This is a genomic window from Streptomyces bacillaris (assembly GCF_003268675.1).
Classification (GTDB): Bacteria; Actinomycetota; Actinomycetes; order Streptomycetales; family Streptomycetaceae; genus Streptomyces; species Streptomyces bacillaris.
In genome coordinates, this window is record NZ_CP029378.1 from 5,094,125 (window position 1) to 5,120,679 (window position 26,555).

25 protein-coding genes and 1 riboswitch are annotated in these 26,555 nt (G+C 71.0%); of the genes, 17 read left to right on the forward strand and 8 right to left on the reverse strand.

Annotation, left to right across the window (positions count from 1 at the left end):
• The first annotated feature begins 101 nt into the window (after positions 1 to 101).
• Positions 102 to 1,247, forward strand: a complete 1,146-nt coding sequence (gene hppD, locus DJ476_RS22130) for a 4-hydroxyphenylpyruvate dioxygenase (protein ID WP_103418862.1) — start codon at positions 102 to 104, stop codon at positions 1,245 to 1,247.
• A 79-nt stretch (positions 1,248 to 1,326) separates the two neighbouring features.
• Here the strand turns inward: hppD and DJ476_RS22135 are convergent, their stop codons facing one another.
• Positions 1,327 to 2,913 (reverse strand): tetratricopeptide repeat protein, encoded by a 1,587-nt coding sequence (locus DJ476_RS22135; RefSeq protein ID WP_112491360.1) that lies wholly within the window; start codon positions 2,911 to 2,913, stop codon positions 1,327 to 1,329.
• 97 nt (positions 2,914 to 3,010) lie between these two features.
• Between DJ476_RS22135 and DJ476_RS22140 the strand changes: the two genes are divergently transcribed.
• Positions 3,011 to 4,378, forward strand: a complete 1,368-nt coding sequence (locus DJ476_RS22140; protein WP_103418864.1) for an FAD-binding oxidoreductase — start codon at positions 3,011 to 3,013, stop codon at positions 4,376 to 4,378.
• A gap of 40 nt (positions 4,379 to 4,418) precedes the next feature.
• Here the strand turns inward: DJ476_RS22140 and DJ476_RS22145 are convergent, their stop codons facing one another.
• On the reverse strand, positions 4,419 to 4,901 hold the full coding sequence (locus DJ476_RS22145; RefSeq protein ID WP_103418865.1) for an SsgA family sporulation/cell division regulator: 483 nt from the start codon (positions 4,899 to 4,901) through the stop codon (positions 4,419 to 4,421).
• Positions 4,902 to 5,150: 249 nt separating this feature from the next.
• On the opposite strand from DJ476_RS22145, the gene DJ476_RS22150 reads away from it, so the two are divergent.
• Together DJ476_RS22150 and DJ476_RS22155 are read left to right on the forward strand one after the other, a co-directional pair.
• Positions 5,151 to 6,671 (forward strand): RDD family protein, encoded by a 1,521-nt coding sequence (locus DJ476_RS22150; protein ID WP_112491361.1) that lies wholly within the window; start codon positions 5,151 to 5,153, stop codon positions 6,669 to 6,671.
• A gap of 144 nt (positions 6,672 to 6,815) precedes the next feature.
• On the forward strand, positions 6,816 to 7,490 hold the full coding sequence (locus DJ476_RS22155) for an RDD family protein (RefSeq protein ID WP_070201402.1): 675 nt from the start codon (positions 6,816 to 6,818) through the stop codon (positions 7,488 to 7,490).
• Between the two features lie 88 nt (positions 7,491 to 7,578).
• Here DJ476_RS22155 and DJ476_RS22160 read toward each other — a convergent pair whose 3' ends face one another.
• A complete protein-coding gene (locus DJ476_RS22160; protein WP_103418867.1) occupies positions 7,579 to 7,899 on the reverse strand; it encodes a hypothetical protein in 321 nt (106 codons plus the stop codon).
• Positions 7,900 to 8,269: 370 nt separating this feature from the next.
• Here DJ476_RS22160 and DJ476_RS22165 point away from each other — a divergent pair, with 370 nt between their 5' ends.
• Positions 8,270 to 10,681: an immune inhibitor A domain-containing protein gene (locus DJ476_RS22165; RefSeq protein ID WP_112491362.1), complete on the forward strand. Its 2,412-nt coding sequence runs from the start codon at positions 8,270 to 8,272 to the stop codon at positions 10,679 to 10,681.
• A gap of 124 nt (positions 10,682 to 10,805) precedes the next feature.
• Complete coding sequence (locus tag DJ476_RS22170; RefSeq protein ID WP_103418869.1) at positions 10,806 to 11,198, forward strand: hypothetical protein; 393 nt, start codon at positions 10,806 to 10,808, stop codon at positions 11,196 to 11,198.
• A 74-nt stretch (positions 11,199 to 11,272) separates the two neighbouring features.
• On the opposite strand, the gene DJ476_RS22175 is transcribed toward DJ476_RS22170, so the two are convergent.
• Together DJ476_RS22175 and DJ476_RS22180 are read right to left on the reverse strand one after the other, a co-directional pair.
• On the reverse strand, positions 11,273 to 11,869 hold the full coding sequence (locus tag DJ476_RS22175; RefSeq protein WP_093755824.1) for an isochorismatase family protein: 597 nt from the start codon (positions 11,867 to 11,869) through the stop codon (positions 11,273 to 11,275).
• A gap of 231 nt (positions 11,870 to 12,100) precedes the next feature.
• Complete coding sequence (locus DJ476_RS22180; protein WP_112491363.1) at positions 12,101 to 13,429, reverse strand: nicotinate phosphoribosyltransferase; 1,329 nt, start codon at positions 13,427 to 13,429, stop codon at positions 12,101 to 12,103.
• Between the two features lie 79 nt (positions 13,430 to 13,508).
• On the opposite strand from DJ476_RS22180, the gene clpS reads away from it, so the two are divergent.
• From clpS to DJ476_RS22230, 10 genes are all read left to right on the forward strand, one after another.
• Positions 13,509 to 13,826, forward strand: coding sequence for an ATP-dependent Clp protease adapter ClpS (gene clpS / locus DJ476_RS22185; protein ID WP_019765187.1), 318 nt, complete (start codon positions 13,509 to 13,511; stop codon positions 13,824 to 13,826).
• A gap of 69 nt (positions 13,827 to 13,895) precedes the next feature.
• Complete coding sequence (locus tag DJ476_RS22190) at positions 13,896 to 14,507, forward strand: DUF2017 domain-containing protein (RefSeq protein ID WP_070201397.1); 612 nt, start codon at positions 13,896 to 13,898, stop codon at positions 14,505 to 14,507.
• A 345-nt stretch (positions 14,508 to 14,852) separates the two neighbouring features.
• Positions 14,853 to 16,298: an amino acid permease gene (locus DJ476_RS22195; protein WP_103418872.1), complete on the forward strand. Its 1,446-nt coding sequence runs from the start codon at positions 14,853 to 14,855 to the stop codon at positions 16,296 to 16,298.
• A 439-nt stretch (positions 16,299 to 16,737) separates the two neighbouring features.
• On the forward strand, positions 16,738 to 17,160 hold the full coding sequence (locus DJ476_RS22200; protein WP_103418873.1) for a Mov34/MPN/PAD-1 family protein: 423 nt from the start codon (positions 16,738 to 16,740) through the stop codon (positions 17,158 to 17,160).
• Between the two features lie 30 nt (positions 17,161 to 17,190).
• Positions 17,191 to 17,385: riboswitch (cobalamin riboswitch) on the forward strand.
• A 40-nt stretch (positions 17,386 to 17,425) separates the two neighbouring features.
• Positions 17,426 to 18,427: an ABC transporter substrate-binding protein gene (locus tag DJ476_RS22205; RefSeq protein ID WP_103418874.1), complete on the forward strand. Its 1,002-nt coding sequence runs from the start codon at positions 17,426 to 17,428 to the stop codon at positions 18,425 to 18,427.
• Positions 18,424 to 19,464, forward strand: coding sequence for a FecCD family ABC transporter permease (locus tag DJ476_RS22210; protein ID WP_093755820.1), 1,041 nt, complete (start codon positions 18,424 to 18,426; stop codon positions 19,462 to 19,464). Before DJ476_RS22205 ends, DJ476_RS22210 begins: the two co-directional genes overlap by 4 nt.
• Before the next feature lie 58 nt (positions 19,465 to 19,522).
• Positions 19,523 to 20,320, forward strand: coding sequence for an ABC transporter ATP-binding protein (locus DJ476_RS22215; protein ID WP_103418876.1), 798 nt, complete (start codon positions 19,523 to 19,525; stop codon positions 20,318 to 20,320).
• Positions 20,321 to 20,389: 69 nt separating this feature from the next.
• The gene (locus tag DJ476_RS35715) at positions 20,390 to 20,500 is read left to right on the forward strand and encodes a putative leader peptide (protein ID WP_311600399.1); all 111 of its coding nucleotides are present in this window, start codon (positions 20,390 to 20,392) and stop codon (positions 20,498 to 20,500) included.
• Between the two features lie 123 nt (positions 20,501 to 20,623).
• The gene (locus tag DJ476_RS22225; protein ID WP_019765182.1) at positions 20,624 to 20,902 is read left to right on the forward strand and encodes a MoaD/ThiS family protein; all 279 of its coding nucleotides are present in this window, start codon (positions 20,624 to 20,626) and stop codon (positions 20,900 to 20,902) included.
• Complete coding sequence (locus DJ476_RS22230; RefSeq protein WP_112491364.1) at positions 20,902 to 21,852, forward strand: PLP-dependent cysteine synthase family protein; 951 nt, start codon at positions 20,902 to 20,904, stop codon at positions 21,850 to 21,852. The genes DJ476_RS22225 and DJ476_RS22230 overlap by 1 nt, the downstream gene beginning before the upstream one ends.
• Positions 21,853 to 22,006: 154 nt before the next feature.
• Here DJ476_RS22230 and DJ476_RS22235 read toward each other — a convergent pair whose 3' ends face one another.
• Positions 22,007 to 22,537: a type II toxin-antitoxin system PemK/MazF family toxin gene (locus tag DJ476_RS22235; protein ID WP_103418877.1), complete on the reverse strand. Its 531-nt coding sequence runs from the start codon at positions 22,535 to 22,537 to the stop codon at positions 22,007 to 22,009.
• A gap of 289 nt (positions 22,538 to 22,826) precedes the next feature.
• Here DJ476_RS22235 and DJ476_RS22240 point away from each other — a divergent pair, with 289 nt between their 5' ends.
• Positions 22,827 to 23,579: an MBL fold metallo-hydrolase gene (locus DJ476_RS22240; RefSeq protein ID WP_103418878.1), complete on the forward strand. Its 753-nt coding sequence runs from the start codon at positions 22,827 to 22,829 to the stop codon at positions 23,577 to 23,579.
• Positions 23,580 to 23,667: 88 nt separating this feature from the next.
• On the opposite strand, the gene DJ476_RS22245 is transcribed toward DJ476_RS22240, so the two are convergent.
• On the reverse strand, positions 23,668 to 24,933 hold the full coding sequence (locus tag DJ476_RS22245) for a PTS transporter subunit EIIC (RefSeq protein WP_103418879.1): 1,266 nt from the start codon (positions 24,931 to 24,933) through the stop codon (positions 23,668 to 23,670).
• Positions 24,934 to 25,192: 259 nt separating this feature from the next.
• Positions 25,193 to 26,452 carry a PTS transporter subunit EIIC gene (locus tag DJ476_RS22250; RefSeq protein WP_103418880.1) on the reverse strand — a complete coding sequence of 420 codons (1,260 nt, stop codon included), beginning with the start codon at positions 26,450 to 26,452 and terminating at the stop codon, positions 25,193 to 25,195.
• Positions 26,453 to 26,555 lie beyond the last annotated feature (103 nt).

Here is a 26,555-nt window from a genome sequence, read left to right on the forward strand (position 1 = left end):
CCTGTACAGATAGTCCGGCCATCATGGCGATCCACTGCACACATTGACCAGTGAATGCGCAAACTATTGCGCACCTTGCGATGCGGGGAGAGCCTTCGAACATGACTGAGACTCTGCACACCAGCCCTGACACCGCCGCGCAGGCCGACCGCTTCCCGGTGAAGGGAATGGACGCGGTCGTCTTCGCCGTGGGCAACGCCAAGCAGGCCGCCCACTACTACTCGACCGCCTTCGGCATGAAACTGGTCGCCTACTCCGGACCGGAGAACGGCACCCGCGAGACCGCGAGCTACGTCCTCACCAACGGCGCCGCCCGCTTCGTCTTCACCTCCGTGATCAAGGCATCCACCGAGTGGGGCACCTTCCTCTCCGACCACGTCGCCGCCCACGGCGACGGCGTCATCGACCTCGCCATCGAGGTCCCGGACGCCCGGGCCGCCTACGCGTACGCCGTCGAGCACGGCGCCCGGGGCATCACCGAGCCGCACGAGGTCAAGGACGAGCACGGCACCGTCGTCCTCGCCGCCATCGCCACGTACGGCAAGACCCGTCACACCCTGGTCGAGCGCTCCGGCTACGACGGCCCCTACCTCCCCGGTTACGCCGCCGCCGCCCCGATCGTCGAGCCGCCGGCCAAGCGCACCTTCCAGGCCATCGACCACTGCGTCGGCAACGTCGAGCTGGGCCGGATGAACGAGTGGGTCGGCTTCTACAACGAGGTCATGGGCTTCACCAACATGAAGGAGTTCGTGGGCGACGACATCGCCACCGAGTACTCCGCCCTCATGTCGAAGGTCGTCGCGGACGGCACGCTGAAGGTGAAGTTCCCGATCAACGAGCCGGCGATCGCGAAGAAGAAGTCGCAGATCGACGAGTACCTGGAGTTCTACGGCGGCGCCGGCGTCCAGCACATCGCGCTCGCCACCAACGACATCGTCGCCACGGTCCGCTCGATGCGCGCGGCCGGTGTGCAGTTCCTGGACACCCCCGACTCGTACTACGACACCCTCGGCGAGTGGGCCGGTGAGACCCGGGTGCCGGTCGAGATCCTGCGCGAGCTGAAGATCCTGGTCGACCGCGACGAGGACGGCTACCTGCTGCAGATCTTCACCAAGCCGGTCCAGGACCGCCCGACCGTCTTCTTCGAGATGATCGAGCGCCACGGCTCCATGGGCTTCGGCAAGGGCAACTTCAAGGCCCTCTTCGAGGCCATCGAGCGCGAGCAGGAGAAGCGCGGCAACCTCTGAGCCGTACGTATCCCTCACACGACCGCGGTCCGGGGCAGCACCCCGGACCGCGGTCGTGCACAGCGACGGACAGCCGTGTTCAGCGGGCCGTGGCCCCGGGTCCGCCCGGCGGCGGATCGCCCAGGGCCTCCAGCGCCTCCCGGGCCTTCGGCGCGTCCAGCGGCGAGAACGCCGGGTTGGTGCGCAGCGCCTCCTCCAGATGGCGGCGGGCCGCGCCGTGCTCGCCCAGCTGCCGTTCGATCACGCCCAGGTGGTACGCGTACGAGGCGTTCCGCACCCCCGTGTCCACCGCCTGGCGCGCGTACGTCAGCCCCTCCTCCGACTGCCCCGTCCGGTGCAGCGCCCACCCCAGCGCGTCCGCCACCGCCGCACTGCGGTGCTGCTTCTTCCACTGGGCGCGCAGCAGCTCCACCGCCACGGCCGGGTCCCCGTGCTCGCTCTCGTACCGGGCCCGGAGCACCGACTCGTCCACCCCGGCCGCCCTCGACTGCGCCAGCAGCTTCTCCAGCTCGGCGTACTGGCTCCGGGCGTCCCCGTCGAGCCCGAGGGACGCGTACAGCTCGCCCAGTTCGAGGGCGTACAGCGGGCGCGGCAGCTTGGTGAGCGCGCTCTGGTACGCGGCCAGCGCCTCGTCCGTGCGGTTCAGCGCGGCCAGCGCCCGGGCCTTGCCCGCCAGGGACGCGTGGTGGCCGGGGTCCGTCCGCAGGGCCGCGTCGAACTGGGCCACCGCCTCCTCCGGCTCGCCCCGCTCCCAGGCCAGCTCGCCGAGCCGGTGCAGCGCCTCGGCCTTCTCGGCGGGGGTCGTCGCCCGGTCGGCGGCCTCCCGGGCGGTGGCCAGGGCGTCCTCGCGCCAGCCCTGGCTGCGGTAGAGGTCGGCGGTCCGGGCCAGCGCGGGGACGCCCTTGCGCAGCTCCCCGAACTTCTCCGTCGCCTCGGTCGCCGCCTTCCGGTCCCCGAGCCCGGTGTACGCGTCGATGAGGACCGGATAGACCCGCCAGGTCTTCGGCTCCTGCTTCCGTACGGTCTCGCCCCACCGCTTCGCCGCCAGGAAGTCCTGCCGGGCGTTGGCCAGGGCCGCCATCCCCACCCACGCCTCACCGTTGCCCCGCTCACCCGGCTGCGCCGCCAGCGACCGCTTCAGCGCCTCCTCGGCGCGCCCGTAGTACGCCGCGTCCGCCGAGCGCCGCCCCCACTCCACGTACGCCGAACCGAGCGTCGCCCACGAGTGCGCGTCCTGCGGGTGGGACTCCACCCACTGCTGCCGGTCCCCGATCAGGGCGGTCAGGTCCGAGAGGGAGGCGGGGGAGCCCGCGGTCGCCGCCGCCTCGGCCCGCTCCACCGGCCCCGGCTCCTTCGCCGCGTCCCGCCCCCGGTCCGGCACGGCCACGAGCGCCCCGGCCAGCAGCACCCCCGCCGCCACCGCCCCGAACGCGGCCCGGCGCAGGGTCGTCCGCAGGGTGGGAGGGGGCGGCGGTACGGCGGTGGCGCCTTCGGCGGGCAGCACGGAGGGGTCTTCGCCGGGCGTCGCGTCGGGTTCGCGGCCGGGTGTGGCGGGCTCGTGGCCGGGCGTCGCGTCGGGTGCGGCTTCGGACCGCGCGCGGCGGTCGTGCGGGGACGGTCCGGGCGTCCGGCGGGACTCGGGATCCTGCTGGGGCATGACATCCATGACCCTCACTGTGCGTCAGTCATACGAGCACACCGCGTTCTGGGATCGCCGCCGCCGACGGGTTCACACCATTGGCCCCGGGTGTCACGCTTGGATCATGAGCGATCTTCTCGAACGCCTGCGCACCGGCCTTCCGCCCGAGGCCCTGATCACCGACCCGGACGTCACCGCGTCCTACGCCCACGACATGGCGAGCTTCTGCGCGGCCGGCACCCCGGCCGTCGTCGTGCTCCCGCGCACGGTCGAGCAGGTCCAGCACGTCATGCGCACCGCCACCGCGCTCCGCGTCCCGGTCGTCCCGCAGGGCGCCCGTACCGGCCTGTCCGGCGCGGCCAACGCCTCGGACGGCTGCATCGTGCTCTCCCTGGTGAAGATGGACCGGATCCTGGAGATCAGCCCGGTCGACCGGATCGCCGTCGTCGAACCGGGGGTGATCAACGCGGTGCTCTCACGCGCCGTCAACGAACACGGGCTGTACTACCCGCCGGACCCCTCCAGCTGGGAGACCTGCACCATCGGCGGCAACATCGGCACGGCCTCCGGCGGCCTGTGCTGCGTGAAGTACGGGGTCACCGCCGAGTACGTCCTCGGTCTCGACGTCGTCCTGGCCGACGGGCGGCTCCTCACCACCGGCCGCCGCACGGCCAAGGGGGTCGCCGGCTACGACCTCACCCGGCTCCTCGTCGGCTCCGAGGGCAGCCTCGGGATCATCGTCAAGGCCGTCCTCGCCCTCAAACCGCAGCCGCCGCAGCAGCTCGTCCTCGCCGCCGAGTTCCCCTCCGCGGCCGCCGCCTGTGACGCTGTGTGCCGGATCATGGAGCGCGGTCACACCCCGTCACTCCTCGAACTGATGGACCGTACGACCGTGCGTGCCGTCAACAAGCTCGCCTCCATGGGGCTGCCCGAGACCACCGAGGCGCTCCTCCTCTGCGCCTTCGACACCCCCGACCCGGCCGCCGACCTCGCCGCCGTCGGCGCGCTCTGCACCGCCGCCGGGGCCACCGAAGTGGTCCCCGCCGATAACCCGGCCGAGTCCGAACTCCTCCTCCAGGCCCGCCGGATGTCGCTCCCCGCGCTGGAGGCCGTGAGGTCCGCCACGATGATCGACGACGTCTGCGTACCGCGTTCGCGGCTCGGCGAAATGCTGGCGGGCACCGCCGCCATCGCGGAGGAGTACGGCCTCACCATCGGCGTCTGCTCCCACGCGGGCGACGGCAACACCCATCCCGTCGTCTGCTTCGACCACACCGACCCCGACGAGTCCCGCCGGGCCCGCGAGTCCTTCGACGCGATCATGGCGCTCGGTCTGGAGCTGGGCGGGACCATCACCGGCGAACACGGCGTGGGCGTCCTCAAGAAGGAGTGGCTCGCCCGCGAACTGGGCGAGACCGGTATCGCGCTGCAGCGCGGCATCAAGGCCGCCTTCGACCCGCTCGGCCTCCTCAACCCCGGCAAGCTCTTCTGAACCCCGCTCCTCGCGCGGGCCCTCACGTCCCGAGGGGGCCTCACGCCTCGCCGTCCTGGGACGACGGCTCGTCCGCCGACCACGGGTCGCTCAGCCACAGGTCGTCCGCCGGCAGCGGGGCCAGCAGCTCCGCCAGCCCCTCGTCGATCCCGAGCCGCTCGCCCTCGGTGCCCGGCGGCACGATGCGCAGGGTCCGCTCCACCCAGGCGGACACGGCGACCGAGGGCACCTCCAGCAGGGCGTTGCCGTCGGGGGAGGTGAGGGCCACGCAGATCACGCTCCGCTTGTCGACCTTCGTCGGCCAGATCCGCACGTCCCCGTGCCCGCACGGCCGGAAGACCCCTTCCACCAGCAGCTCCCGGGCGAACGTCCAGTGCACGGGCGACTCGGAGCCGATGTGGAAGGCGATGTGCACGGCGTACGGGTCGTCGGTGCGGTACGTCAGCCGGGCGGGGACCGGGATGGACCGCTCGGGGGACAGGACGAGCTTCAGCTCCAGCTCACGTTCCACGATGTTCATCATGAGAATGCACGACCTTCCGGTGCTCCTGGGACGGTCCCGCTGACCGTCCCGCACAAGGAGAGAGCGCCCTCCCCGCCACCTATTACGCGACTTCTCAAAAAAACTTCGATCGGTTTCGGAAGTGGTCCCAAAGAGGCGGACCGGCCCGGGGGTACGTGGCGGTCTGATAGATGTGGACCCTTGTATGGAGGCCGTCCGCCCTCCCGGCGCCGAACGGCCTGAGGCCTCGAAGAGATACGGGACCCGCTGATGAGCGCGCCAACTCCGGCACCCGGTGACGACAGCCCCCGCGAGGGCTACTACCCCGACCCCTCCATCCCCGGTTACGTCCGGTACTGGAACGGAGCGGCCTGGGTCCCCGGTACGAGTCGGCCCGCGCCCCAGCAGCCCGCTGCCCCTTCTTCGCCTGCCCCTGCTCCTGTCTCCTCTCCGGCGCCTGCCCCTGCCCCCGCCCCCGCACCGCAGGCCGAGGAGACCGGGCCGATCTTCTTCGACGAGGAGGAGGCCGGAGGCGCGGCTTCCTCCGGTGCCGGTGCCGGTGCCGGGTCCGTCTGGCAGGCGGACTCCGCGCGCCAGAGCGGCTTCGGCGGTCCGGTGGACCGCCCGGTCGCGTGGGGCGGTCCGGCGCCGGAGCCCGCTCACGACCCGAGGGCGCCCCTCGCCCAGGACCCGACCGGCGGCGCGCTGCCGGGGATGCGGGCACCCGAGGAGGAGGCGGGGGCGCGCCCGCCGGCCGAGGGGACGGTCACCATCCGCGCGACGGGCCCGCGGCAGGAGGCAGCCCTCCCCGCCCCCGCCCCGGCCCCCCAGGAGGCGCCCCAAGGCCTGGTCCAGGGGCCGGTCCAGGGCCCGGTCCAGGTCTCCGCCGCCGCCCCGGCCCCCGTACCCACCCCGTCCCCGGCACCCGCTCCCGCACCTGCCCCGGCTCCCGCCGCCCCGGCCCCCGAGCCCGTACGCCCGGCGGCCCTGCGCACACCGCTCACCCCCGGCCCCGGCGGCGGTTCGGCGTCCTGGGCGCAGCAGGTCCACCAACTGGCCCAGCCCGAACCGCAGCAGCAGACGCCCCAGCCGCAGCCGCCCCAGCAGCAGGCACCCCAACAGCAACAGCAGGCCCCTCAGCAGAGCCGGCCCCAGCCCCACCCGCTGCCGCAGCAGAACCAGCAGAGCCAGAACCACCAGCCCTCCCCCTTCGCGCAGGCCGCCCCCGCGGGCGTCGACCAGCCCGTCGTGCCCTGGAAGCCCCCGGCGGCCGACGATCCCTTCCAGCAGATGGTCCGGGCCCAGACGGCGGCCCGGCCCGCCGGGCTCGGCAAGCGGTTCGCGGCCCGGCTGGTCGACAACCTGGTGCTCGGCGCGGCCGTCGGCGCGGTGGCCGTGCCCCTGGCCACCCAGGGGCTGGACCACATCGACCGGAAGATCACCGCGGCCAAGCAGACCGGTGAGACCGTCACCGTCTGGCTGCTGGACTCCACCACGGGGGCGTTGCTCGGGGCCCTGCTCGCGGCCTTCCTCGTCCTCGGCTTCCTGCTGGAGGCGCTGCCCACCGCCAAGTGGGGCCGGACGCTCGGGAAGAAGCTGTTCGGGCTCGACGTACGGGACATCGAGTCCCACGACACGCCCACGGTGGGGGCGGCCCTGCGCCGCTGGCTCGTCTACGGGGTGCTCGGGCTCCTGGTCATCGGCGTGGCCAATGTGCTCTGGTGCCTGGTCGACCGCCCCTGGCGCCAGTGCTGGCACGACAAGGCGGCCCGTACGTTCGTGGCGGGCTGAGCGGAGTCGCGGACGCCCGTCCGCTTATCCGAAGAGCTGCCCGGGCGGGCGGCGACACGCCGGGCCGGACCCGTATGCCGCCCCGCTTCCCCCGAACGCCCCCGAGCCGTTGCGAGCCCCGGTGGCACGGGGTGCACTCCCCCCATGAGCAACGACCAGCCGACGCCCGGCCAGCCGCCCGAGGACGACGATCCGTTCCTCAAGAAGCCGCAGGAGCCCCCGCCGCCGTCAGACGGTCAGCCGCCGTACGGTCAGCCGCCGTACGGAAGTGCGCCGCCCCCTCCGCCGCCCCCGCCCCCGCCGAACGACCCGTACGGCAGCGGCGGGGGTTTCGGGGCTCCTGATCCGCTGGCCGGGATGCCGCCGCTGGCCGAGCCGGGCAAGCGGATCCTGGCGCGGCTGATCGACTTCCTCATCATCTCGATCCCGCTCTATCTGATCTCGCTGCCCTGGGGCGGGGCGATCGACGTCGACGGGGACGGGGACAACGGGTTCAACGCCGCGTACAGCGGGCACCAGTTGCTCTGGTCGCTCATCGGGCTCGCGGTCTACGTCGCGTACGACACGTACTTCACGCACAAGGACGGCCGCACGATCGGCAAGCGGCTGCTGAAGCTGCGGGTGGCGATGCTCAACGACGGGCGGGTGCCGGACACGAGCGCGGCGCTGATGCGGGCGGTCGTGCTGTGGGCCCCGGCGCTGCTGTGCTGCCCGTGTCTGTGGTGGCTGATCAACATCGTGCTGATGTTCACGGACAAGCCCTACCGGCAGGCGCTCCAGGACAAGGCGGCCAAGACCGTGGTGGTCGTGGCCCGTTAGAGCCTGACGTTCGGACCGCGCCGGATCCGGGCATGGCGGCGGCCGGGCGGGTGGTCACCCCCGCCCGGCTGCCGGGACCGCGGCCGGCTCAGTGGCGCAGCGAGTGCTCGTCCTGCCGGGCGGGGCGGGCGGCCGGGACGCGCTCCTGGGCCCCGAAGGCGTCCGGCAGGTGGTGCGTACGGGTGGGGGCGCCGGCGGACGCGGTCCGCGGGTGGTGCGGGGCCGGGCGCGGCTGCGGCGCGGGCTGCGGCAGCCGTACGGCCACCAGCAGGCCGAGCGCGAGTCCGGTGGTGGCCGCGATGGCCACGCCGATCCCCGATTCGGTACCGGAGAGCAGCAGCAGGGCGAGGGTCGTACAGACGACGGTGGCCGAACCGTAGACGAGCTGTGCGGCGGTCGGACGCGGCATGGCGGTTTCCGTCCTCGGGACGTCGGATGGGCGGGCGGTCGGAACCTGCACAGGTACCTTCCGACCCTACGACGGTGGATGCCCGACCGGGACCGGTAGTAAGCGTGACCTAACCCACGGTACCGGTGCACAGGGGGCGCACGGAGTCACGCCTCTCACCAACCGGACGGTGTCAAGCGCCCGTTGGCGGAGAATCCGTCCGCATACCGGAAGAGCGCTCCTGCATAGTGCACTTGGTCTGTTCAAGTCAAGGTCTGTCTTTTCTCTCGCAACTCCGATCGAATGTCGTCACTTGTGACGCGTTCACGCGCGCGGCCCTCTCCATACCCCCCTGGCCGCCACGCGGAACGCCCGGGGAGGACTGCATCAAGTGACCAATCAGAGACGGGCGCTGCGCGCCGCTGCTGTTGTCGTGGCCATGGCCGCGACGGCTGCGACGGCGTCGACCTTCGCCACCGCCCAGGCGCATGACACCACGTCAGGTTCCGTCGCCTCCGCCGCTCCCACCGTCGACCGCCATGACCCGGCGCCCGGCAAGGGACACGTGGAGCACAACCTCGAAGGTCCCTTCAGCGAGCAGCAGGCAGCGCAGCGGGAGGCCGCGCTGGAGCAGGTGCTCGCCGGGGACAAGAAGGTGACGACCAAGGGCGGTTCCAAGGTCGTCAAGCTCGACGACAAGAAGTACGTCGAGCTGGGCCGGGAGAAGACCGACAAGATCTTCACCATCCTGCTGGAGTTCGGGGACAAGGTCGACGACACGACCATGTTCGACCCGGACGGCGAGGGCCCCAAGCCGCCGGTCAAGAAGTACGGCGGCACGCCCGGCCCGGCGCACAACGAGATCGCCAAGCCGGACCCGAAGCAGGACAACAGCACCGCCTGGAAGGCCGACTACAACCGGGCGCACTTCGAGAAGCTGTACTTCGGCGAGGGCAAGGGCGTCCACTCGCTCAAGACCTACTACGAGAAGACCTCCTCGGGCCGCTACTCGGTCGAGGGCGAGGTCTCCGACTGGGTGAAGGTCGAGTACAACGAGGCCCGTTACGGCTCCAACTACTGCGGCCAGTCCAACTGCGCCAACGTCTGGGACGCGGTCCGCGACGGCGTCAACGCCTGGGTCCGGGACCAGAAGGCCAAGGGCCGCACCGACGCCGAGATCAAGGCGAACCTGGCCGAGTACGACCAGTGGGACCGCTACGACCACGACGGCGACGGCAACTTCAACGAGCCGGACGGCTACATCGACCACTTCCAGCTGGTCCACGCCGGTGAGGACGAGTCCGCCGGCGGCGGCGCGCAGGGCGGCGACGCCATCTGGGCGCACCGCTGGTACGCGTACGGCACCAACGCGGGTGCGACCGGCCCGGAGTACAACAAGGCCGGTGGCGCGCAGATCGGTGACACGGGCATCTGGGTCGGTGACTACACCGTCCAGCCCGAGAACGGCGGCCTGGGTGTCTTCGCCCACGAGTACGCCCACGACCTCGGTCTGCCGGACCTGTACGACACCTCCGGCGGCGGCGAGAACTCGGTCGGCTTCTGGTCCCTGATGTCGGCGGGCTCCTGGCTCGGCACCGGCAAGGGCGAGATCGGCAACCTGCCGGGTGACATGACCTCGTGGGACAAGCTCCAGCTGGGCTGGCTCGACTACGACACGGCCAAGGCGGGCAAGACCTCGCTGCACAAGCTGGGCGTCTCGGAGTACAACACCAAGGACCCGCAGGCGCTCGTCGTCGAGCTGCCGGCCAAGTCCGTCACCACCACCGTCGTCAAGCCCGCCGAGGGCACCAAGCAGTGGTGGAGCGACCAGGGCGACAACCTGTCGAACACCCTGACCCGTTCGGTCGACCTGTCCGGCAAGTCCTCCGCCGAGCTGGACCTTTCGGGCTGGTACGACATCGAGGCCGACTACGACTACCTCTACACCGAGGTGTCCGACAACGGCGGCACGAGCTGGACCGCGCTCGACGGCACCGCCGACGGCCAGGCCATCCCGCGCGACGCCAGCGACAAGCCGGCGCTGACCGATGTCTCGGGCTCGTACAAGAAGCTCTCCTTCTCGCTGGACGCCTACGCGGGCAAGAAGGTCGACCTCCGCTTCCGCTACCAGACGGACGGCGGCGCGGGCGGCAAGGGCTTCACCGCCGACGAGATCACCATCGCGGCCGACGGTGCCACGCTCTTCTCGGACAACGCCGAGGGCGACGACAACGGCTGGACGGCCAAGGGCTTCTCGCGGATCGGTGAGTCCTTCTCGAAGGACTACCCGCAGTACTACATCGCGGAGAACCGCCAGTACGTCAGCTACGACGAGACCCTCAAGGTCGGCCCGTACAACTTCGGCTTCTCCACCACGCGTCCGAGCTGGGTCGAGCACTACTCGTACCAGACCGGTCTGCTGATCTGGCTCTGGGACACCTCCCAGAAGGACAACAACACCTCGGTCCACCCGGGCCAGGGTCTGATCCTGCCGATCGACGCGCACGCCAAGCCGCTGAAGTGGAAGGACGGCTCGCTCGTCCGGAACAAGATCCAGCCGTTCGACGCCCCGTTCAGCTGGTACCCGAACAAGGGCTTCACGCTCCACAACGCGGACGTCCCGCTGTACATCAAGCCCGCCCTGGGCAACCCGGTCTTCGACGACCGGAAGGGCACCTACTGGTACAAGGAGAACCCGACGGGCAGTGTCAAGGTTTCTGACACCAACACCCGCATCTCCATCGTCCACGAGCCGCTGAACGGTCGCACGATGACCGTGCTGGTCAGCCCCTCGGGTCGATAGTTTTGTAAAACCGCAGGTCAGAGCATGATCGGCCGTCGCCCTCTAGCGGGCGGCGGCCGATCGTGTTTAGGTGCGTCTTGTTCACATCCTTATTGACGCGACGTCTCACGGGGGAGTGCGGATCATGGCAGGCGGAGGTTTCTGCAGGTTGCCGAACGGCTCGGTGGTGGTGGCCCTGACCCTCACCAGACCGAGCGGTACGGGCGCGGAGCCAGGTGCTCCGGTACGAGTGCTGGTCCACGCCGCGAACCGGGCGCGCGCCCTGACCAGGCTGCGCAATCTGGGGCTGCGGGCGGTCTATCTGCGCGGCAACGCAGCCCCGCCGACACCGGACGAGGTGACGGCGGTGCTGCACCACCCGGACGGCCTGCTGTGGCGCGGCGCGCCGACGGCGGACGGGCCGGGCGAGGGGCCGCAGGGGCACCTGACGCTCCAGTCGGGCCAGGAGCTGTGGCACCCGATCCGGGCCCTGCTGGGCCCGGCGGGGCATGCGGGACCGGCCCGCCCGGCGGCGTAGGGGCGGGCCGTACGCGGTCGCAGCGGCGGCTGGAGGCCCCGGGACCTGCGGGGCTCCCCGGGGCTTTCGCCCGCCTACAGGGCCTCGGCCACGACGGGCTTGCCGGAGAGCTTCACGCCGGCCGCCCGCAGCTCGTCCAGGGCCTTCTCGGTGGTCGCCGGGGCCACCCCGGCGGTCAGGTCGAGCAGCACGTGCGTGACGAAGCCCTCACGGGACGCGTCCAGGGCGGTGGCCCGCACGCAGTGGTCGGTGGCGATGCCGACCACGTCGACCTCGGTGACGGACCGGTCGCGCAGCCACTGGGCGAGCGTGGTGCCGTTCTCGTCGGTGCCCTCGAAACCGCTGTACGCGGCCGAGTAGGCGCCCTTGTCGAAGACGGCCTCGATGGCCCCGGAGGCGACGGCGGGCGCGAAGTTCGGGTGGAAGCCCACCCCCTCCGTCCCGGCGACGCAGTGCACCGGCCAGGAGTCGACGAAGTCCGGGGTCTCGGAGAAGTGGCCCCCGGGGTCCACGTGGTGGTCCCGGGTGGCCACCACGTGCCGGTAGCCGGGCTGGGCCGCCCCGATGAGGTCGGTGATGGCGGCGGCGACATCGGCACCACCCGCCACCGCGAGGCTGCCGCCCTCGCAGAAGTCGTTCTGAACGTCCACGACGATCAATGCGCGGTGCATGGCGGGTGTCCTTCGGTGGGGGAGCGGTGGGGAGGGGAGTGATGCTTCAACGTTCACAGTTCATGGGCTGCCCATGAGCGTAGAGACTAGGGGCCGACAATCAACCCCTACCCACTTCAGCCCGCGGGGCGGCCACCCCGGTCCGTGGGGCGACCGATCCAGCCCGTCCGGCGTTTGAGGACGGAACCCTCGCGGCGGGGACCCCGCACCTTCCGGCCCGAACCCGGGGCCTCACGCGTACTCCGTACCGATCACCGGCTCGCCCCGCGACAGCTGCATCGCCGACAGCGGCAGCCCCGCCCGGGCCGCGACATGCCGCTCCCGGGCCGCCTCCAGCGGCTCCCGGGCCACCACCTCGCCGCCCCGCACCAGCTCCACCAGCAGCTCGCGCCCGGCCAGCTCCTCCGGGACCGCCCCGGTGCCGACCACCTCGGCCTCGGCCACCCCGTGCTCGTCCACCCGGCGCGCGGCCCACTTGCGGCCGCCCTTCGACGCCTTCGCGCCCAGCGACTTCTTCGCCACCGGCACCAGCCGAGCGTCCGGCTCCGCCGACCCGGCGCGGGCCACCAGCTTGTAGACCATCGAGCACGTCGGGTGCCCGCTCCCGGTGACCAGCTGGGTGCCGACCCCGTACGCGTCCACCGGCGCGGCCGCCAGCGAGGCGATCGCGTACTCGTCCAGGTCCGAGGTCACCACGATCTTGGTGCCCGTCGCCCCCAGCTCGTCCAGCTGCTGCCGCACCCGGTGCGCGACCAGCAGCAGGTCCCCGGAGTCGATCCGTACGGCACCCAGCTCGGGCCCCGCGATCTCCACCGCCGCCCGCACCGCCTCGGCCACGTCGTAGGTGTCGACCAGCAGCGTGGTGCCCCGGCCCAGCGAGTCCACCTGGGCCCGGAACGCGTCCCGCTCGGTGTCGTGCAGCAGGGTGAAGGCGTGCGCGCTGGTGCCGACCGTCGGGATCCCGTACCGGAACCCGGCCGCCAGGTCCGAGGTGGCGTCGAACCCGCCGACGTACGCCGCACGGGCCGAGGCCACCGCCGACAGCTCGTGGGTGCGCCGCGCCCCCATCTCGATCAGCCGGCGCCCCCCGGCGGCGGCCGACATCCGCGAGGCGGCCGCCGCGATGGCGGAGTCGTGGTTGAGGATCGAGAGGATCACCGTCTCCAGCAGCACGCACTCCGCGAAGGAGCCCTCCACCCGCAGGACGGGCGAGCCCGGGAAGTACACCTCGCCCTCCGGGTAGCCCCAGATGTCGCCGCTGAAGCGGTAGTCCGCCAGCCATTGCAGGGTCGGCTCGTCCACGATGCGCTGCTGGCGCAGGAAGCCGATCATCTCGTCGTCGAAGTGGAAGTTCTCCACCGCGTCCAGCACCCGGCCGGTGCCCGCGACGACCCCGTACCGCCGCCCCTCGGGCAGCCGGCGGGTGAACGCCTCGAAGACGGAGCGGCGGGAGGCGGTGCCCGCCTTGAGTGCCGCCTGCACCATGGTCAGCTCGTACTGGTCGGTGAAGAGCGCGGTCGACGGAACGCCGACCCGTCGCCCGAGGTCCGCTGAGTTCATGGCTGGGATGCTACCCCCTATTCGTCAAAGTGACGAGATGTGGGGTCCGTTTGTGCGCCGGACCCGTCCGGGTGGCAGCATGGGACAGGTGAGCGTTGCTACCCCGCTGGAGATCGAACGTCCCGATTCGGCCGAGGAGACCTTCGTGGTCCCTGAGCCGGACGTCCCGTGGGTGACGCTCGTCCACAACGACCCGGTCAACCTGATGAGCTATGTGACCTATGTCTTCCAGGCCTACTTCGGCTACTCGAAGGACAAGGCCCACAAGCTCATGCTGGACGTGCACCAGAAGGGCCGCGCCGTCGTCTCCAGCGGGAGCCGCGAGGAGATGGAGCGCGACGTCCAGGCCATGCACGGTTACGGGCTGTGGGCCACCCTCACCCAGGACCGCAACTAGCCCCCGGCCCCGGGGCCGCGACCGCCGCCCCGGCGTCCCTGCCCCGTCCGTCCCACCATCGGAGAATCCATGGCCGGCCATTTCGAGGCCACCCCGGGCGGCGGCGCGGCCGTCGCGCTCGACGAGGTCGAGATCTCGATCCTGCGCTCCCTCGCCGTGCAGCTGCTCGAACTGATCGGTCCGGGCGACACCCCCGCCGAGGGTGAGGACCCGCTCGCCGCGCTCTTCGCCGAAGGGCCCAGCAAGCCGCCCTCCGACCCGGCCCTCGCCCGGCTCTTCCCCGACGCGTACGGCGGCCCCGACGGGTCCGCCCCCGAGGGCACGAGCGAGGAGGAGCTGCGGGAGCTGTCCGCCGAGTTCCGCCGCTTCACCGAGATGGACCTGCGCTCCCGCAAGCGCGAGGACGCCCTCGCCGTCGTACGGACGCTGGACGCCCTCTCGCCCGCCGGGGACGGCGCGGCCGTGCTCACGCTCACCGCCCTGGAGTGCCGCGCCTGGCTCGGCGCGCTCAACGACCTGCGCCTCACCATCGGCACCCGGCTGGAGGTCTCCGACGAGGACGAGGGCGAGAACGGCTCGCTCTACCGGCTCCCCGACAGCGACCCGCGCAAGCCCATGGTGATGGCCTATCTCTGGCTCGGCGCGCTCCAGGAAACGCTCGTCGAAACCCTGATGCCGTAATCGGGGCCGCTCCCGTCCCGGGCCGGTCCGCGCATACTCCGCGCACACTCCGTTCGCTCAACGGACGCTCAGATCCGGGTAATGATCGCCCCAAGACATAAGTGCCTTTCCTGGCGGATGGGGTTTCTTGTCCGCTTTTATCTGTGGGGTGCGCCACAGAATGTCCCACGGTGTCCTGTGACGGCCGTGATAAATCTTCACGATCGCCCGGGGACGCCACCCCTGTTCCCGGGGGTCGCCACGAGCCGGCCGAACGCCGGTGGCACTCCATCCATATCCGGGGGGATCAGGACCTGATCCGCAGCCTTGAGGGCGCGGATCGGCGTGGAGAAAGGCGCACCACACATGACATCGGCACGGGTCGACGAGGGACAGGCCGACAGCGGAAAGCCCGGCGCGGGCGCCGCGGCGGCCGAGACCAGTGGCGAGGGGTACCAGCGAGGTCTGGGAGCCCGTCAGATTCAGATGATCGCCATCGGCGGAGCCATCGGTACCGGGCTCTTCCTCGGCGCGGGCAAAGCGATCGACCGGGCCGGACCCAGCCTCATCCTGGCCTACTGCCTCGCGGGCCTGGTCATCTTCTTCATCATGCGGGCGCTGGGCGAACTGCTCATGTACCGCCCGGTGTCCGGCTCCTTCTCGGAGTACGCGCGCGAATTCATCGGCCCCTTCTTCGGATTCGTCACCGGCTGGACGTACTGGCTGTTCTGGGTCGTCACCGGAATCACCGAAGTCACCGCCGCCGCCACCTATATGACGTACTGGTGGGACATTCCCCAGTGGCTCTCCGCGCTCGTCTTCACCGTCATTCTCTACGGTGCCAACCTGATCTCCGTGAAGCTCTTCGGTGAGCTGGAGTTCTGGTTCTCCATGGTCAAGGTCACCGCGATCGTCGGCATGATCCTCATCTGCGCCGGCGTCCTGACCATCGGCTTCTCCGACGCGGGCGACACCGCGACCGTCTCCAATCTCTGGAACGACGGCGGGTTCTTCCCGAACGGCATCGGCGGCATGCTGATGACGCTCCAGATCGTCATGTTCGCCTTCCTCGCCGTCGAACTCGTCGGCGTCACGGCGGGCGAGTCCAAGGACCCCAAGACCGTACTGCCCAAGGCCATCAACACCGTGCCGTGGCGCATCGCCGTCTTCTACGTCGGCGCCCTGATCATGATCCTGTCGGTCGTGCCGTGGTCCACCTTCAAGCCGGGCGTCTCGCCGTTCGTGAAGGCCTTCGAGGAGATGGGGCTCGGCATCGGCGCCGCCATCGTCAACTTCGTCGTCCTGACCGCGGCGCTCTCCTCCTGCAACTCCGGCATGTACTCCACCGGCCGCATGCTCCGCGACCTGGCCATGAACGGACAGGGCCCGCGCGCCTTCACCAAGCTGACGAAGAACGGCCTGCCGCTCACCGGCACCACCTTCTCCGCCGCCCTGATGCTCGTCGGCGTCTGGATCAACTACCAGTGGCCGGGCGAGGCGTTCAACTACGTCGTCTCCTTCGCGACCATCTCCGGCATGTGGGCCTGGATCATGATCCTGATCAGCCAGATCCGCTACCGCCGCCTGGCCGACCAGGGCGTGCTCCCGCACTCCTCGTTCAAGGCCCCGGGCGCCCCGTACACGAGCTGGTTCGCGCTCTGCTTCATCGGCATGGTCATCGTGATGATGGCGGTCGACAAGGACGCCCGGATCTCGCTCTACTGCGCCCCGCTCTGGGCGCTGGTCCTCGGCGTCTCCTACCTGGTGCTCAAGTCGCGCAACCCGGAGAACACCGCCTTCGCCAAGCGCTGACCCGGGCTCCGCCGAGCATCCCACCTGCTTGCGCCGAGCACCGACCCCGAGGGTGGGCCGTCGACCACCACCCACCCCCCCTACGACCCCGAGGGCGGGCCCGATCACCCCGGGCCCTGGACCGGCCCTCCTCCCGGGCGCCCCGGCCACTCCCCTTCCCCCCACGGCCCGGCGTCCACCATGCGGGCCCTCACGTACCACCCACCGGTACGCGAGGGCCCGCATGCTCAGACCGACCGGCAACCGGGGGGCGGCGTCGCGGGGCTGGGCACGCGCATCTGCGGCGTTGTCGTCAATCACCAACTTCCCCAAGCTCTCGGCTTCGCTCGAACAGGGGAGACCCCATCGCGTTGACTCAATCCTCCGCCCTGCATCTGCACGCACCCAGCCCCGCTCCTTCTCCCACCCCCCGGTTCCCGGTCGGTCTTATCCTGGCGCCATGCTGACCATCACCCAGGCGCTCCACGACCAGATCGTCGCCCACGCCCGCGCCGACCACCCCGACGAGGCGTGCGGCGTGGTGGCGGGTCCGGCCGGGACCGGGCGCCCCGAGCGCTTCATCCCCATGCTCAACGCCGCCCGCTCGCCCACGTTCTACGAGTTCGACTCCGGCGACCTCCTCAAGCTCTACCGCGAGATGGACGACCGCGACGAGGAGCCCGTGATCATCTACCACTCGCACACCGCGACCGAGGCCTACCCCTCCCGCACCGACGTGACGTACGCCAACGAGCCCGGCGCCCACTACGTCCTGGTCTCCACCGCCGACACCGACGGCTCGGGCCCCTTCCAGTTCCGCTCGTACCGCATCGTGGACGGCGAGATCACCGAGGAAGACGTGCAGGTCGTCGAGGCGTACTGAGCCTCGCCGCTCCTTCCCGGGGGCCCCGCCGACCCTCCGGACCCGTCTGGCACACTGCACCCCAGACCCGAACACAAGGCAGCGGGAACCAGGAAGCCGGTGCGAATCCGGCACGGTCCCGCCACTGTGACCGGGCCCCCTCCCGTACGGACGACTCCCCGGTGGACGACTCCGCGCGGAAGGGCGGCCCGGAAGCCAGGAACTGGCCCGCCGCCTTCTCCCGCATCGACCAGGGGACGCGGAAATCCCCCGGAGAGGCCCCGCCATGTCCCGGCGCACCCCCGCGCTCATAGCCGCCGCCGTGCTGCTCCCGCTCGCCCTCACCGCCTGCTCCTCCTCGGAGACCTCCACCGAGGCCAAGGGCAAGCCCGAGGCCGCGGAGAAGAGCGACGGCTTCCCGTACACCGTCACCAACTGCGGTGTCACCACCACGTACAAGGCCCCGCCCAAGCGCGTGGTCACCATGAACCAGCACGTCACCGAGATCATGCTGGAGCTGGGCCTCACCAAGTCCCTCGTCGGCACCGCCTACCTCGACGACAAGGTCCTGCCGAAGTACGCGAAGGACTACGCCTCCGTTCCGGTCATCGCCAAGGAGTACCCCTCCTACGAGCAGGTCCTCGCCACCAACCCCGACTTCGTCTACGGCGGTTACGCCAGCGCGTTCGCGGCGGGCGACGGGCGCGGCCGGGAGGCGCTGAAGAAGGCCGGCATCGAGACCCGGCTCAACACCGAGAGCTGCGCGAAGGCCGACACCCCGATGGAGACCCTCTACGAGGAGATCCGCGAGGTCGGCCGCACCTTCGGCGTCACCGACCGCGCCGAGGCCTGGATCAAGCAGGCCAAGGCCGACAACGAGGCGACGGCGAAGAAGCTGGCGGACCTCAAGCCGCTCCCCGTCTTCGTCTACGACAGCGGCGACAAGACCGCGTTCACCGCGGGCGGCAAGGGCATCGGCAACGAGCTGATCAAGCGCGCCGGGGGCACCAACATCTTCGCCGACCTCGACAAGTCCTTCGGGGACGCCTCCTGGGAGAACGTCGTCGCCCGCAAGCCCGAGGCGATCGTGATCTACGACTACGGCTCCACCACCGTCGAACAGAAGAAGAAGCGCCTCCTCACCGACCCGGCCCTCGCGGACGTCCCGGCCATCAAGAACAAGCGCTTCGCGGTGATGCCGCTCTCCGACGTGGTCCTCGGTGTCCGCGTCCCCGCCGCCGTCGAGAAGCTCGCGGCCCAGCTCCACCCGGCGGCCACCACCCCGTGACCTGCCGCACCCCCGCACCGCGGCGGCTGCTCCGCTACACCCTGGTCGTCGGCGTCCTCGCCGCCCTCCTCGCAGCCGCCGTGGTCGCCGCCCTCGCTCTCGGCTCCGTCCGCATCCCGCCCGGCCAGGTCATCGACATCCTGACCGGGCGGGCGGACGCGAGCCCGTTCCGCACGATCGTCCTGGACGTGCGGCTGCCCCGGGTCCTGCTCGGCATCGTCGTCGGCGCCGGACTGGCCGTCATCGGCACGGTCCTCCAGGCCCTCGTACGGAACCAGCTCGCCGACCCGTTCCTCCTCGGCGTCTCCTCCGGGGCCTCCACCGGCGCGGTCCTGGTGATCGTCCTCGGCATCGGCGCCTCCCTCGCCACCACCGTCACGATCCCCGCCGCCGCCTTCGCCGGGGCGCTGCTCTCGCTGCTGCTCGTCTACACCCTGGCGCGCGGCGGGGGAGGCCTCACCACCAACCGGCTGGTCCTCGCCGGGGTCGCCGTCTCCTACATCCTCTCCGCCCTGACCAGCCTGATCCTGGTCACCTCCGCCCGCGCCGACCACCTCCAGGAGGTCCTCTACTGGACCCTCGGCGGCCTCGGTGCGGCCCGCTGGGACATGCTCGCGCTCCCCGTGATCGCCCTGATCGCCGGTACGGCCGTCCTTCTCACCCTGGCCCGCCCCCTCGACCTGCTCCTGGTGGGGGAGGAGGGCGCGACCGTGCTGGGCCTGGACACCGCCCGCTTCCGGGCCGCCGTCTTCGTCCTCGCCTCGCTGATGACCGGGGCGCTCGTCGCGTACAGCGGGGCGATCGGCTTCGTCGGGCTGATGGTCCCGCACATGGCCCGGATGGCGGTGGGCGCCTCGCACCGCGCGCTGCTGCCGGTGGTCGCGCTCGGCGGGGCGGTCTTCCTGGTCCTCGCGGACCTCGCCGCCCGCACGCTGGCCGCCCCGCAGGACATCCCGGTCGGCGTGCTCACGGCCCTGACCGGCGGCCCGTTCTTCCTGTGGATGCTGCGGCGCAGACCGGAAGGGGCACCGGCATGAGCCCCGTACGTACGGCTGAGGCCACCCGCGTGACCACACCGCCCGAAGGAGCCCGCCCGTGACCACCCTGCGCACCGAGGCCCTCTCGTACGGGACCGGCGAGGGCCGCCACCTCGTCGACGCGGTCGACCTCATCGCCGCCGACGGCGAGACGGTCGGCCTGGTCGGCCCCAACGGCAGCGGCAAGACCACGCTCCTGCGCTGCGTCTACGGCACCCTGCGCCCCACCCACGGCCAGGTCCTCCTGGACGGCGACGACCTCGCCACCCTCCCCGTGAAGGCCCGCGCCCGCCGCATCGCCACCGTCCCCCAGGAGAGCCACGCGGGCTTCGAGCTGACCGTCGGCCAGGTCGTAGCCATGGGCCGCGCCCCGCACAAGCGGTTCTGGGAGGCGGACAGCGCCGCCGACACCGCCCTGGTCACCGACGCCCTGGAGCGGGTCGGGATCGCCGCGCTCGAACCCCGTACGTTCGCCTCCCTCTCCGGCGGCGAACGCCAACGCGCCCTGGTCGCCCGCGCCCTGGTCCAGCAGCCCGCGCTCGTCGTCCTGGACGAGCCGACCAACCACCTGGACATCCGCTACCAGCTGGAGATCCTCTCCCTGGTCCGGGGCCTCGGCACCACCAACCTGCTGGCCCTGCACGACCTCAACCTCGCCGCGTACTACTGCGACCGCATCTACGTCCTCAAGGACGGCCGGGTCGTCGCCTCCGGCACCCCGGAAGAGGTGCTCACGGCGGAGCTGCTGGGCGAGGTGTACGGCGTCGCCGCCGAGGTCAGCACCCATCCGAAGACCGGCGCCCCCACCGTCGTCTACCTCCCGGAAGGGCCCGGCCGCCCCGCTCTGTCCGCATGACGGTCACCAACCATCCACCATGTGGGATCACACTCGGGTTTCCCGGCCGGGAATCGATACGATGCCCGCATGGTTCCCCATGACGTGAGCAACAGGACGCCGGGCACGCTGCTCGTCGCGCGGCTGCACGTCGACCTGTGCAGGCTCAAGAGCGCGATCTGTCCCCCGCCCGCAGCCTGACCGCGAGCCGCACGGCCTGACGGGCCGGGCCCGCGCGAGCCCCACGCACCACGCCCCACCCCCTGCGCGGGGGAAGAAACGCGCGCCCCACGCCACCTCCCGCTTTCGACAGGAGCCCACGCCATGGCCATCGAGGTCCGCATCCCGACCATCCTCCGCACCTACACCGACGGCGCCAAGGCCGTCGAAGGCAACGGGGACACCCTCGCCGACCTCTTCGCCGACCTGGACAGCCGCCACAACGGCATCCGTGAGCGCATCGTCGACGGCGAGCAGCTGCGCCGCTTCGTGAACGTCTACCTCAACGACGAGGACGTCCGCTTCCTGGACGGCATCTCCACCAAGCTCAGCGACGGCGACAACGTCACCATCCTCCCGGCCGTCGCCGGCGGCATGCGCTGATGCGGTACGACTCCCCGCTGGCGGCCGTGGGGAACACCCCCCTCGTCCGCCTCCCGCGGCTGTCCCCGTCCGAGGACGTCCGCATCTGGGCCAAGCTGGAGGACCGCAACCCCACCGGCTCGATCAAGGACCGCCCGGCGCTCCACATGGTCGAACAGGCGGAGAAGGACGGCCGGCTCACCCCCGGCTGCACCATCCTGGAGCCCACCAGCGGCAACACCGGCATCTCGCTCGCCATGGCGGCCAAGCTCAAGGGCTACCGCATCGTCTGCGTCATGCCGGAGAACACCTCGCAGGAGCGGCGCGACCTGCTCGCCATGTGGGGCGCCGAGATCATCTCCTCCCCGGCCGCGGGCGGCTCCAACACCGCCGTACGGGTCGCGAAGGAGCTGAGCGAGGAACACCCCGACTGGGTGATGCTCTACCAGTACGGCAACCCGGACAACGCGGGCGCCCACTACGCCACCACCGGCCCGGAGATCCTCACCGACCTCCCGTCCATCACGCACTTCGTGGCGGGCCTCGGCACCACCGGCACTCTCATGGGCGTCGGCCGCTACCTCCGCGAGCACCGCCCCGGCATCCAGGTCGTCGCCGCCGAGCCGCGCTACGACGACCTGGTCTACGGCCTCCGCAACCTCGACGAGGGCTTCGTCCCCGAGCTGTACGACGCCTCGGTCCTCACCACCCGCTTCTCGGTCGGCTCCGCCGACGCGGTCACCCGCACCCGCGAACTCCTCCAGCAGGAGGGCATCTTCGCGGGCGTCTCCACCGGCGCCGCCCTCCACGCGGCGATCGGCGTGGGGAAGAAGGCGGTCAAGGCGGGGGAGAGCGCGGACATCGTCTTCGTGGTGGCGGACGGCGGCTGGAAGTACCTGTCGACGGGCGTCTACACGGCCGAGACGACGGAAGCGGCCATCGAGACGCTCCAGGGCCAGCTCTGGGCGTAGCGCCCGGCCGATTCCGGGCTCAGGTCCTGGGCTCAGGTCCTGGGCTCGGGCCCTGCCGTGCTGAAGCCCGTCCGCACCACTTTCAGCCCCTCCGGCGCTTGAGGAGCGGGGTCCGGGGCAGCGCCCCGAAAGGCCCGCCCGGGGCCCCGCTTCCTCACCCCGCCCCCAGCCCCCGCACCCGCTCCCACACCCCCGGGTCCACCACCCCGACCCGGCGCCGGAACGCCGCCACCCGGACCTCGCGCAGCTCATCCGTCTCCAGGAAGCTCCGCCGCCCCCGCTGATCCCCGACCGTCCCCGCGGGCAGCGGGATCACCCCGGGCCGCTCCCCGTGGTCCTTGCTGGTGATCTTGGCGACGAGCGCCGTGGCGCCCCGCCCCCGTCCCCGTACGGAGAGGACCAGGCACGGCCGGTCCTTGGACCCGGGCCCGTCCTCGTACGGCACATCGGCCCACCACACCTCACCGGCCCGGGGCGTACGTCCCTCACCACGCCCGGCCGGACCCGAGGGCCGCGACGGAGGCCGGGTCGACCCCGCGGGCCGCCCGGACCGCCCGGGCCGTTCCGACCGCCCGGGGCCCCGCCCGCCCGGCCCCCGCCCCGACCGTCCCCGCCCGTCCACCACCGCGGCGACGAGGGCCAGCAGAACCATGGCGACCAGCGCCACCCACCAGATCGTGTCCATGCCCCGACCGTACCGGCGCCGGGTCCCGCCCCCCGCCCCGCCCGGGCGCCGCACCCGGACGGCGCGCCCGGGCCCACGGTGGACGCGCTTCCATCGAACCGGTGACAGAGCGGGTGAGTTCCCCCACAACGGCAGGCGGCAGAGGAGCGACGCGGAGTTTCGCGCCTTACGCTCGACGAACCGCAAAACGTTCCGGCAGGACGCGCACGACCCCATCCGCACGACCGGCCCGTACGGACTCCACCCGCACGAACCCTCCCCGTTCCCAGGTCCCGGAGGTTCACGCTCCATGAAGCTCACCGTCGTCGGCTGCTCCGGCTCGTTCCCGTCCCCGGGTTCGGCATGCTCGAGCTACCTCGTAGAGGCCGACGGCTTCCGGCTGCTCCTCGACATGGGCAACGGCGCCCTCGGCGAGCTGCAGCGCCACGTCGGTCTCTACGACCTCGACGCGATCTTCCTCAGCCACCTCCACGCCGACCACTTCATCGACATGTGCGCGTACTTCGTGGTGCGTTACTACCGCCACGACGGCGCCCGCCCCGTCCCCCTCCCGGTCTACGGCCCCGAGGGCACCGAGCAGCGCCTGATCGCCGCGCACGGCGACACCCCGTCCGACAGGGCGATGAGCGAGGTCTTCGACTTCCACACGCTGAAGGGCGACGCCTTCGAGATCGGCCCCTTCTCGGTCGTGACGGAGAAGCTCCGGCACCCCGTCGACACCTTCGGCATCCGGATCGAGCACGGCGGCTCCACCCTCGCCTACTCCGGCGACACGGGCACCTGCGACGCCCTGGAGGACCTGGCCCGGGACGCGGACCTGTTCCTCTGCGAGGCCTCGTTCGTCGACGGCAAGGAAGACATCCCCGATCTGCACCTCAACGGCCGGGAGGCCGGTGAGGCCGCCGCCCGCGCGGGCGTGCGCCGGCTGGTCCTCACGCACATCCCGCCGTGGACCGACGAGGCCCGCAACCTCGCCGACGCGCAGGCGGCCTACCCGGGCCCGGTGGAACTGGCCGTGCCGGGCGCGGTGTACGAGATCTGAGTACGCGTCGTACGCGTACGACGAGACCCCCGCCTCCAGGAGGAAGCGGGGGTCTCGCCGTACGGGCTGTGAGGTACGGGCGTACGGGTTACTTGGCCTCGGCCTTCTGCAGCTCGGCCAGCTCCTCGTCCGACTCCCGGCCCGGGGTCGGCAGGTTGAACTTGGTGATCGCGAAGCGGAAGATCACGTAGTAGACCGCCGCGAAGCAGAGGCCGATCAGGACCAGCAGCCAGGGCTTCGACGCGATGCCGAGGTTCAGCAGGAAGTCGATCAGACCCGCGGAGAAGCCGAAGCCGTCCCTGATGCCGAGCGCCCAGGTCAGGGCCATCGACACACCGGTCAGCACCGCGTGGATCGCGTACAGCACCGGGGCGATGAACATGAACGTGAACTCGATCGGCTCGGTCACACCGGTGACGAACGAGGTCAGCGCGAGCGAGAACATCATGCCGCCGACGACCTTGCGGCGCTCGGGGCGGGCGCAGTGGACGATCGCGAGGCAGGCCGCCGGGAGGGCGAACATCATGATCGGGAAGAAGCCGGTCATGAACTGTCCGGCCTCCGGGTCACCGGCCAGGAAGCGGGCGATGTCGCCGTGCTTGCCCTCGAACTCACCGGCCTGGAACCACGGGAAGGAGTTCAGCAGGTGGTGCATGCCGACCGGGATCAGCGCACGGTTGGCGACACCGAAGATGCCCGCGCCGACGGCGCCGGAGCCGACGAGCCACTCACCGAAGTTGTGCAGACCGGTGCCGAGGACCGGCCAGATCAGACCGAAGACGATGCCGATGACGAGACCCGCGAAGGCGGAGAGGATCGGGACCAGGCGGCGGCCGCTGAAGAAGCCCGCCCAGTCGGGCAGCTTCGTCCGGTAGAACTTCTGGTACAGCAGGGCCACGACTATGCCCATCACGACACCGCCGAGGACACCGGCGTTGACCGGGGCGTCGTTCATCACGATCTTGCCGTCGGCGACGCTGGCGACCTGGGGCAGGTTGCTGTCCGTGAAGGTGGCGAGCACCTTCTGGAAGACGAGGTAGCCGGTGACGGCGGCGAGCGCGGTCGAGCCGTCCGACTTCTTGGCGAAGCCGATCGCGATGCCGACGGCGAAGAGCAGCGGCATGTTGTCGAGGAGGGCGCCACCGCCGGCGGCCATGTACCCGGCGAGCTTCGTGATGAAGGTCGGGAACGAGTCGCGGCCCAGCATGTCGCTCTGGCCGAAGCGGACCAGGAGCGCGGCGGCAGGCAGCACGGCGACCGGCAGCATGAGGCTGCGGCCGATGCGCTGCATGACGGCCATGGCGCCGGCGCCCTTCTTCTTCTCGGCCGCGGGTGCGGTCTCAGCCGTAGTCATCAACTTCCTCCATGGGACACGGTGCCGCCCGGGACGATCGATGAGGGGAGGCGGCGACTCGACAGACGGCGGCAGACAGCCGTGGTCTGGACCACTCAGTGGTGTAGACCAGTTTTAGCACGGTGAGGGTTAGATAAGGAACCTGCAATTCCCCCTTGATTCGCGGTAGCAGACCCGGCACGTTCGGTGACATGCACAAGGCCCCCGGACCGAACGGTCCGAGGGCCTTGCGCGATCCGGGGGAACCCCGGCTGACCTGCTACTTCGTGAGATCCTTCTCGATCTCCCGCTCGATCTCCTCCGGCTCCCGGCCCGGGGTCTTGAGGTCGAACTTGGTGATAGCGAAGCGGAAGATCACGTAGTAGATCACCGCGAAGCACGCGCCGATCGGGATGATCAGCCATGGCTTCGTATCCAGATGCCAGTTGACGACGTAGTCGATCAACCCGGCCGAGAAGCTGAACCCGGCATGCACCCCCAGCAGCCAGGTGATGCCCATCGACGCCCCCGTCAGCACCGCGTGCACGCCGTACAGCAGCGGCGCGACGAACATGAACGAGAACTCGATCGGCTCGGTGACACCGGTGACGAACGAGGTCAGCGCCACCGACACCATCAGCCCGCCGACCTCCTTGCGGCGCTCGGGCCGCGCGCAGTGGGTGATCGCCAGTGCGGCGGCGGGCAGGCCGAACATCATGATCGGGAAGAAGCCCGAGGTGAACTGGCCGGCCGACGGGTCCTGGGCGAAGAACCGGGAGATGTCGCCCTGGACGGTCTGGCCGTCCGCCCCGGTGTACTCGCCCGCCTGGAACCAGAAGAACGTGTTCAGGAACTGGTGCATGCCGATCGGGATCAGTAGCCGGTTCGCGAAGCCGAAGATGGCCGCACCCCACGAGCCGAGGTCGATCAGCTGCTTGGAGAACCAGGTCAGGCCGTCGCCCACCGGCTGCCACAGCAGCCCGAACAGCACGCCGAGGATCACGCAGAGGAACGCCATCAGGATCGGCACCAGGCGCCGGCCGTTGAAGAAGCCGAGCCAGTCCACCAGCTTGGTGCGGTGGTAGCGCTGCCAGACCACCGCGGTCAGCAGGCCGATCAGGATGCCGCCGAGCACGCCGGGGTTCTGCGGCTCGCCCTGGGGCAGCTCGTCCGTCACGGTGCCGTCCATCGGGAAGGCGCCGAGCACACCCCGGTAGACCAGGAAGCCGACGACGGCCGCCAGCGCGGTGGAGCCGTCGGCCTTCTTCGCGAAGCCGATGGCCACGCCGATGCAGAACAGCAGCGGCAGCCCCGTCTTGCCGTCGAGGATCGCCCCGCCCCCGTTCAGCAGCACGCTGGAGGTCTTCTCCCAGAAGGCGCCGTGCAGATAGGAGGCGAAGAGGTTCCCGAGGCTGACGAGCAGGCCGGCCGCAGGGAGGACGGCCACCGGGAGCTGGAGACTGCGCCCGATCTTCTGCAAGCCCTGGACCGGCCCGTTCCACCATCGTGGCTGCGGTGCCGCAGCGGCGCTCGAACTCATCGGCGTCCTTTCCGGAACTGGCCTCGTTTGGCGGTTGTCCGAAACTGGTGTAGACCAGTTGCGTCACGGTCCGGGCCCGCCTCTGGGGCAGGGCGCCGGTGAT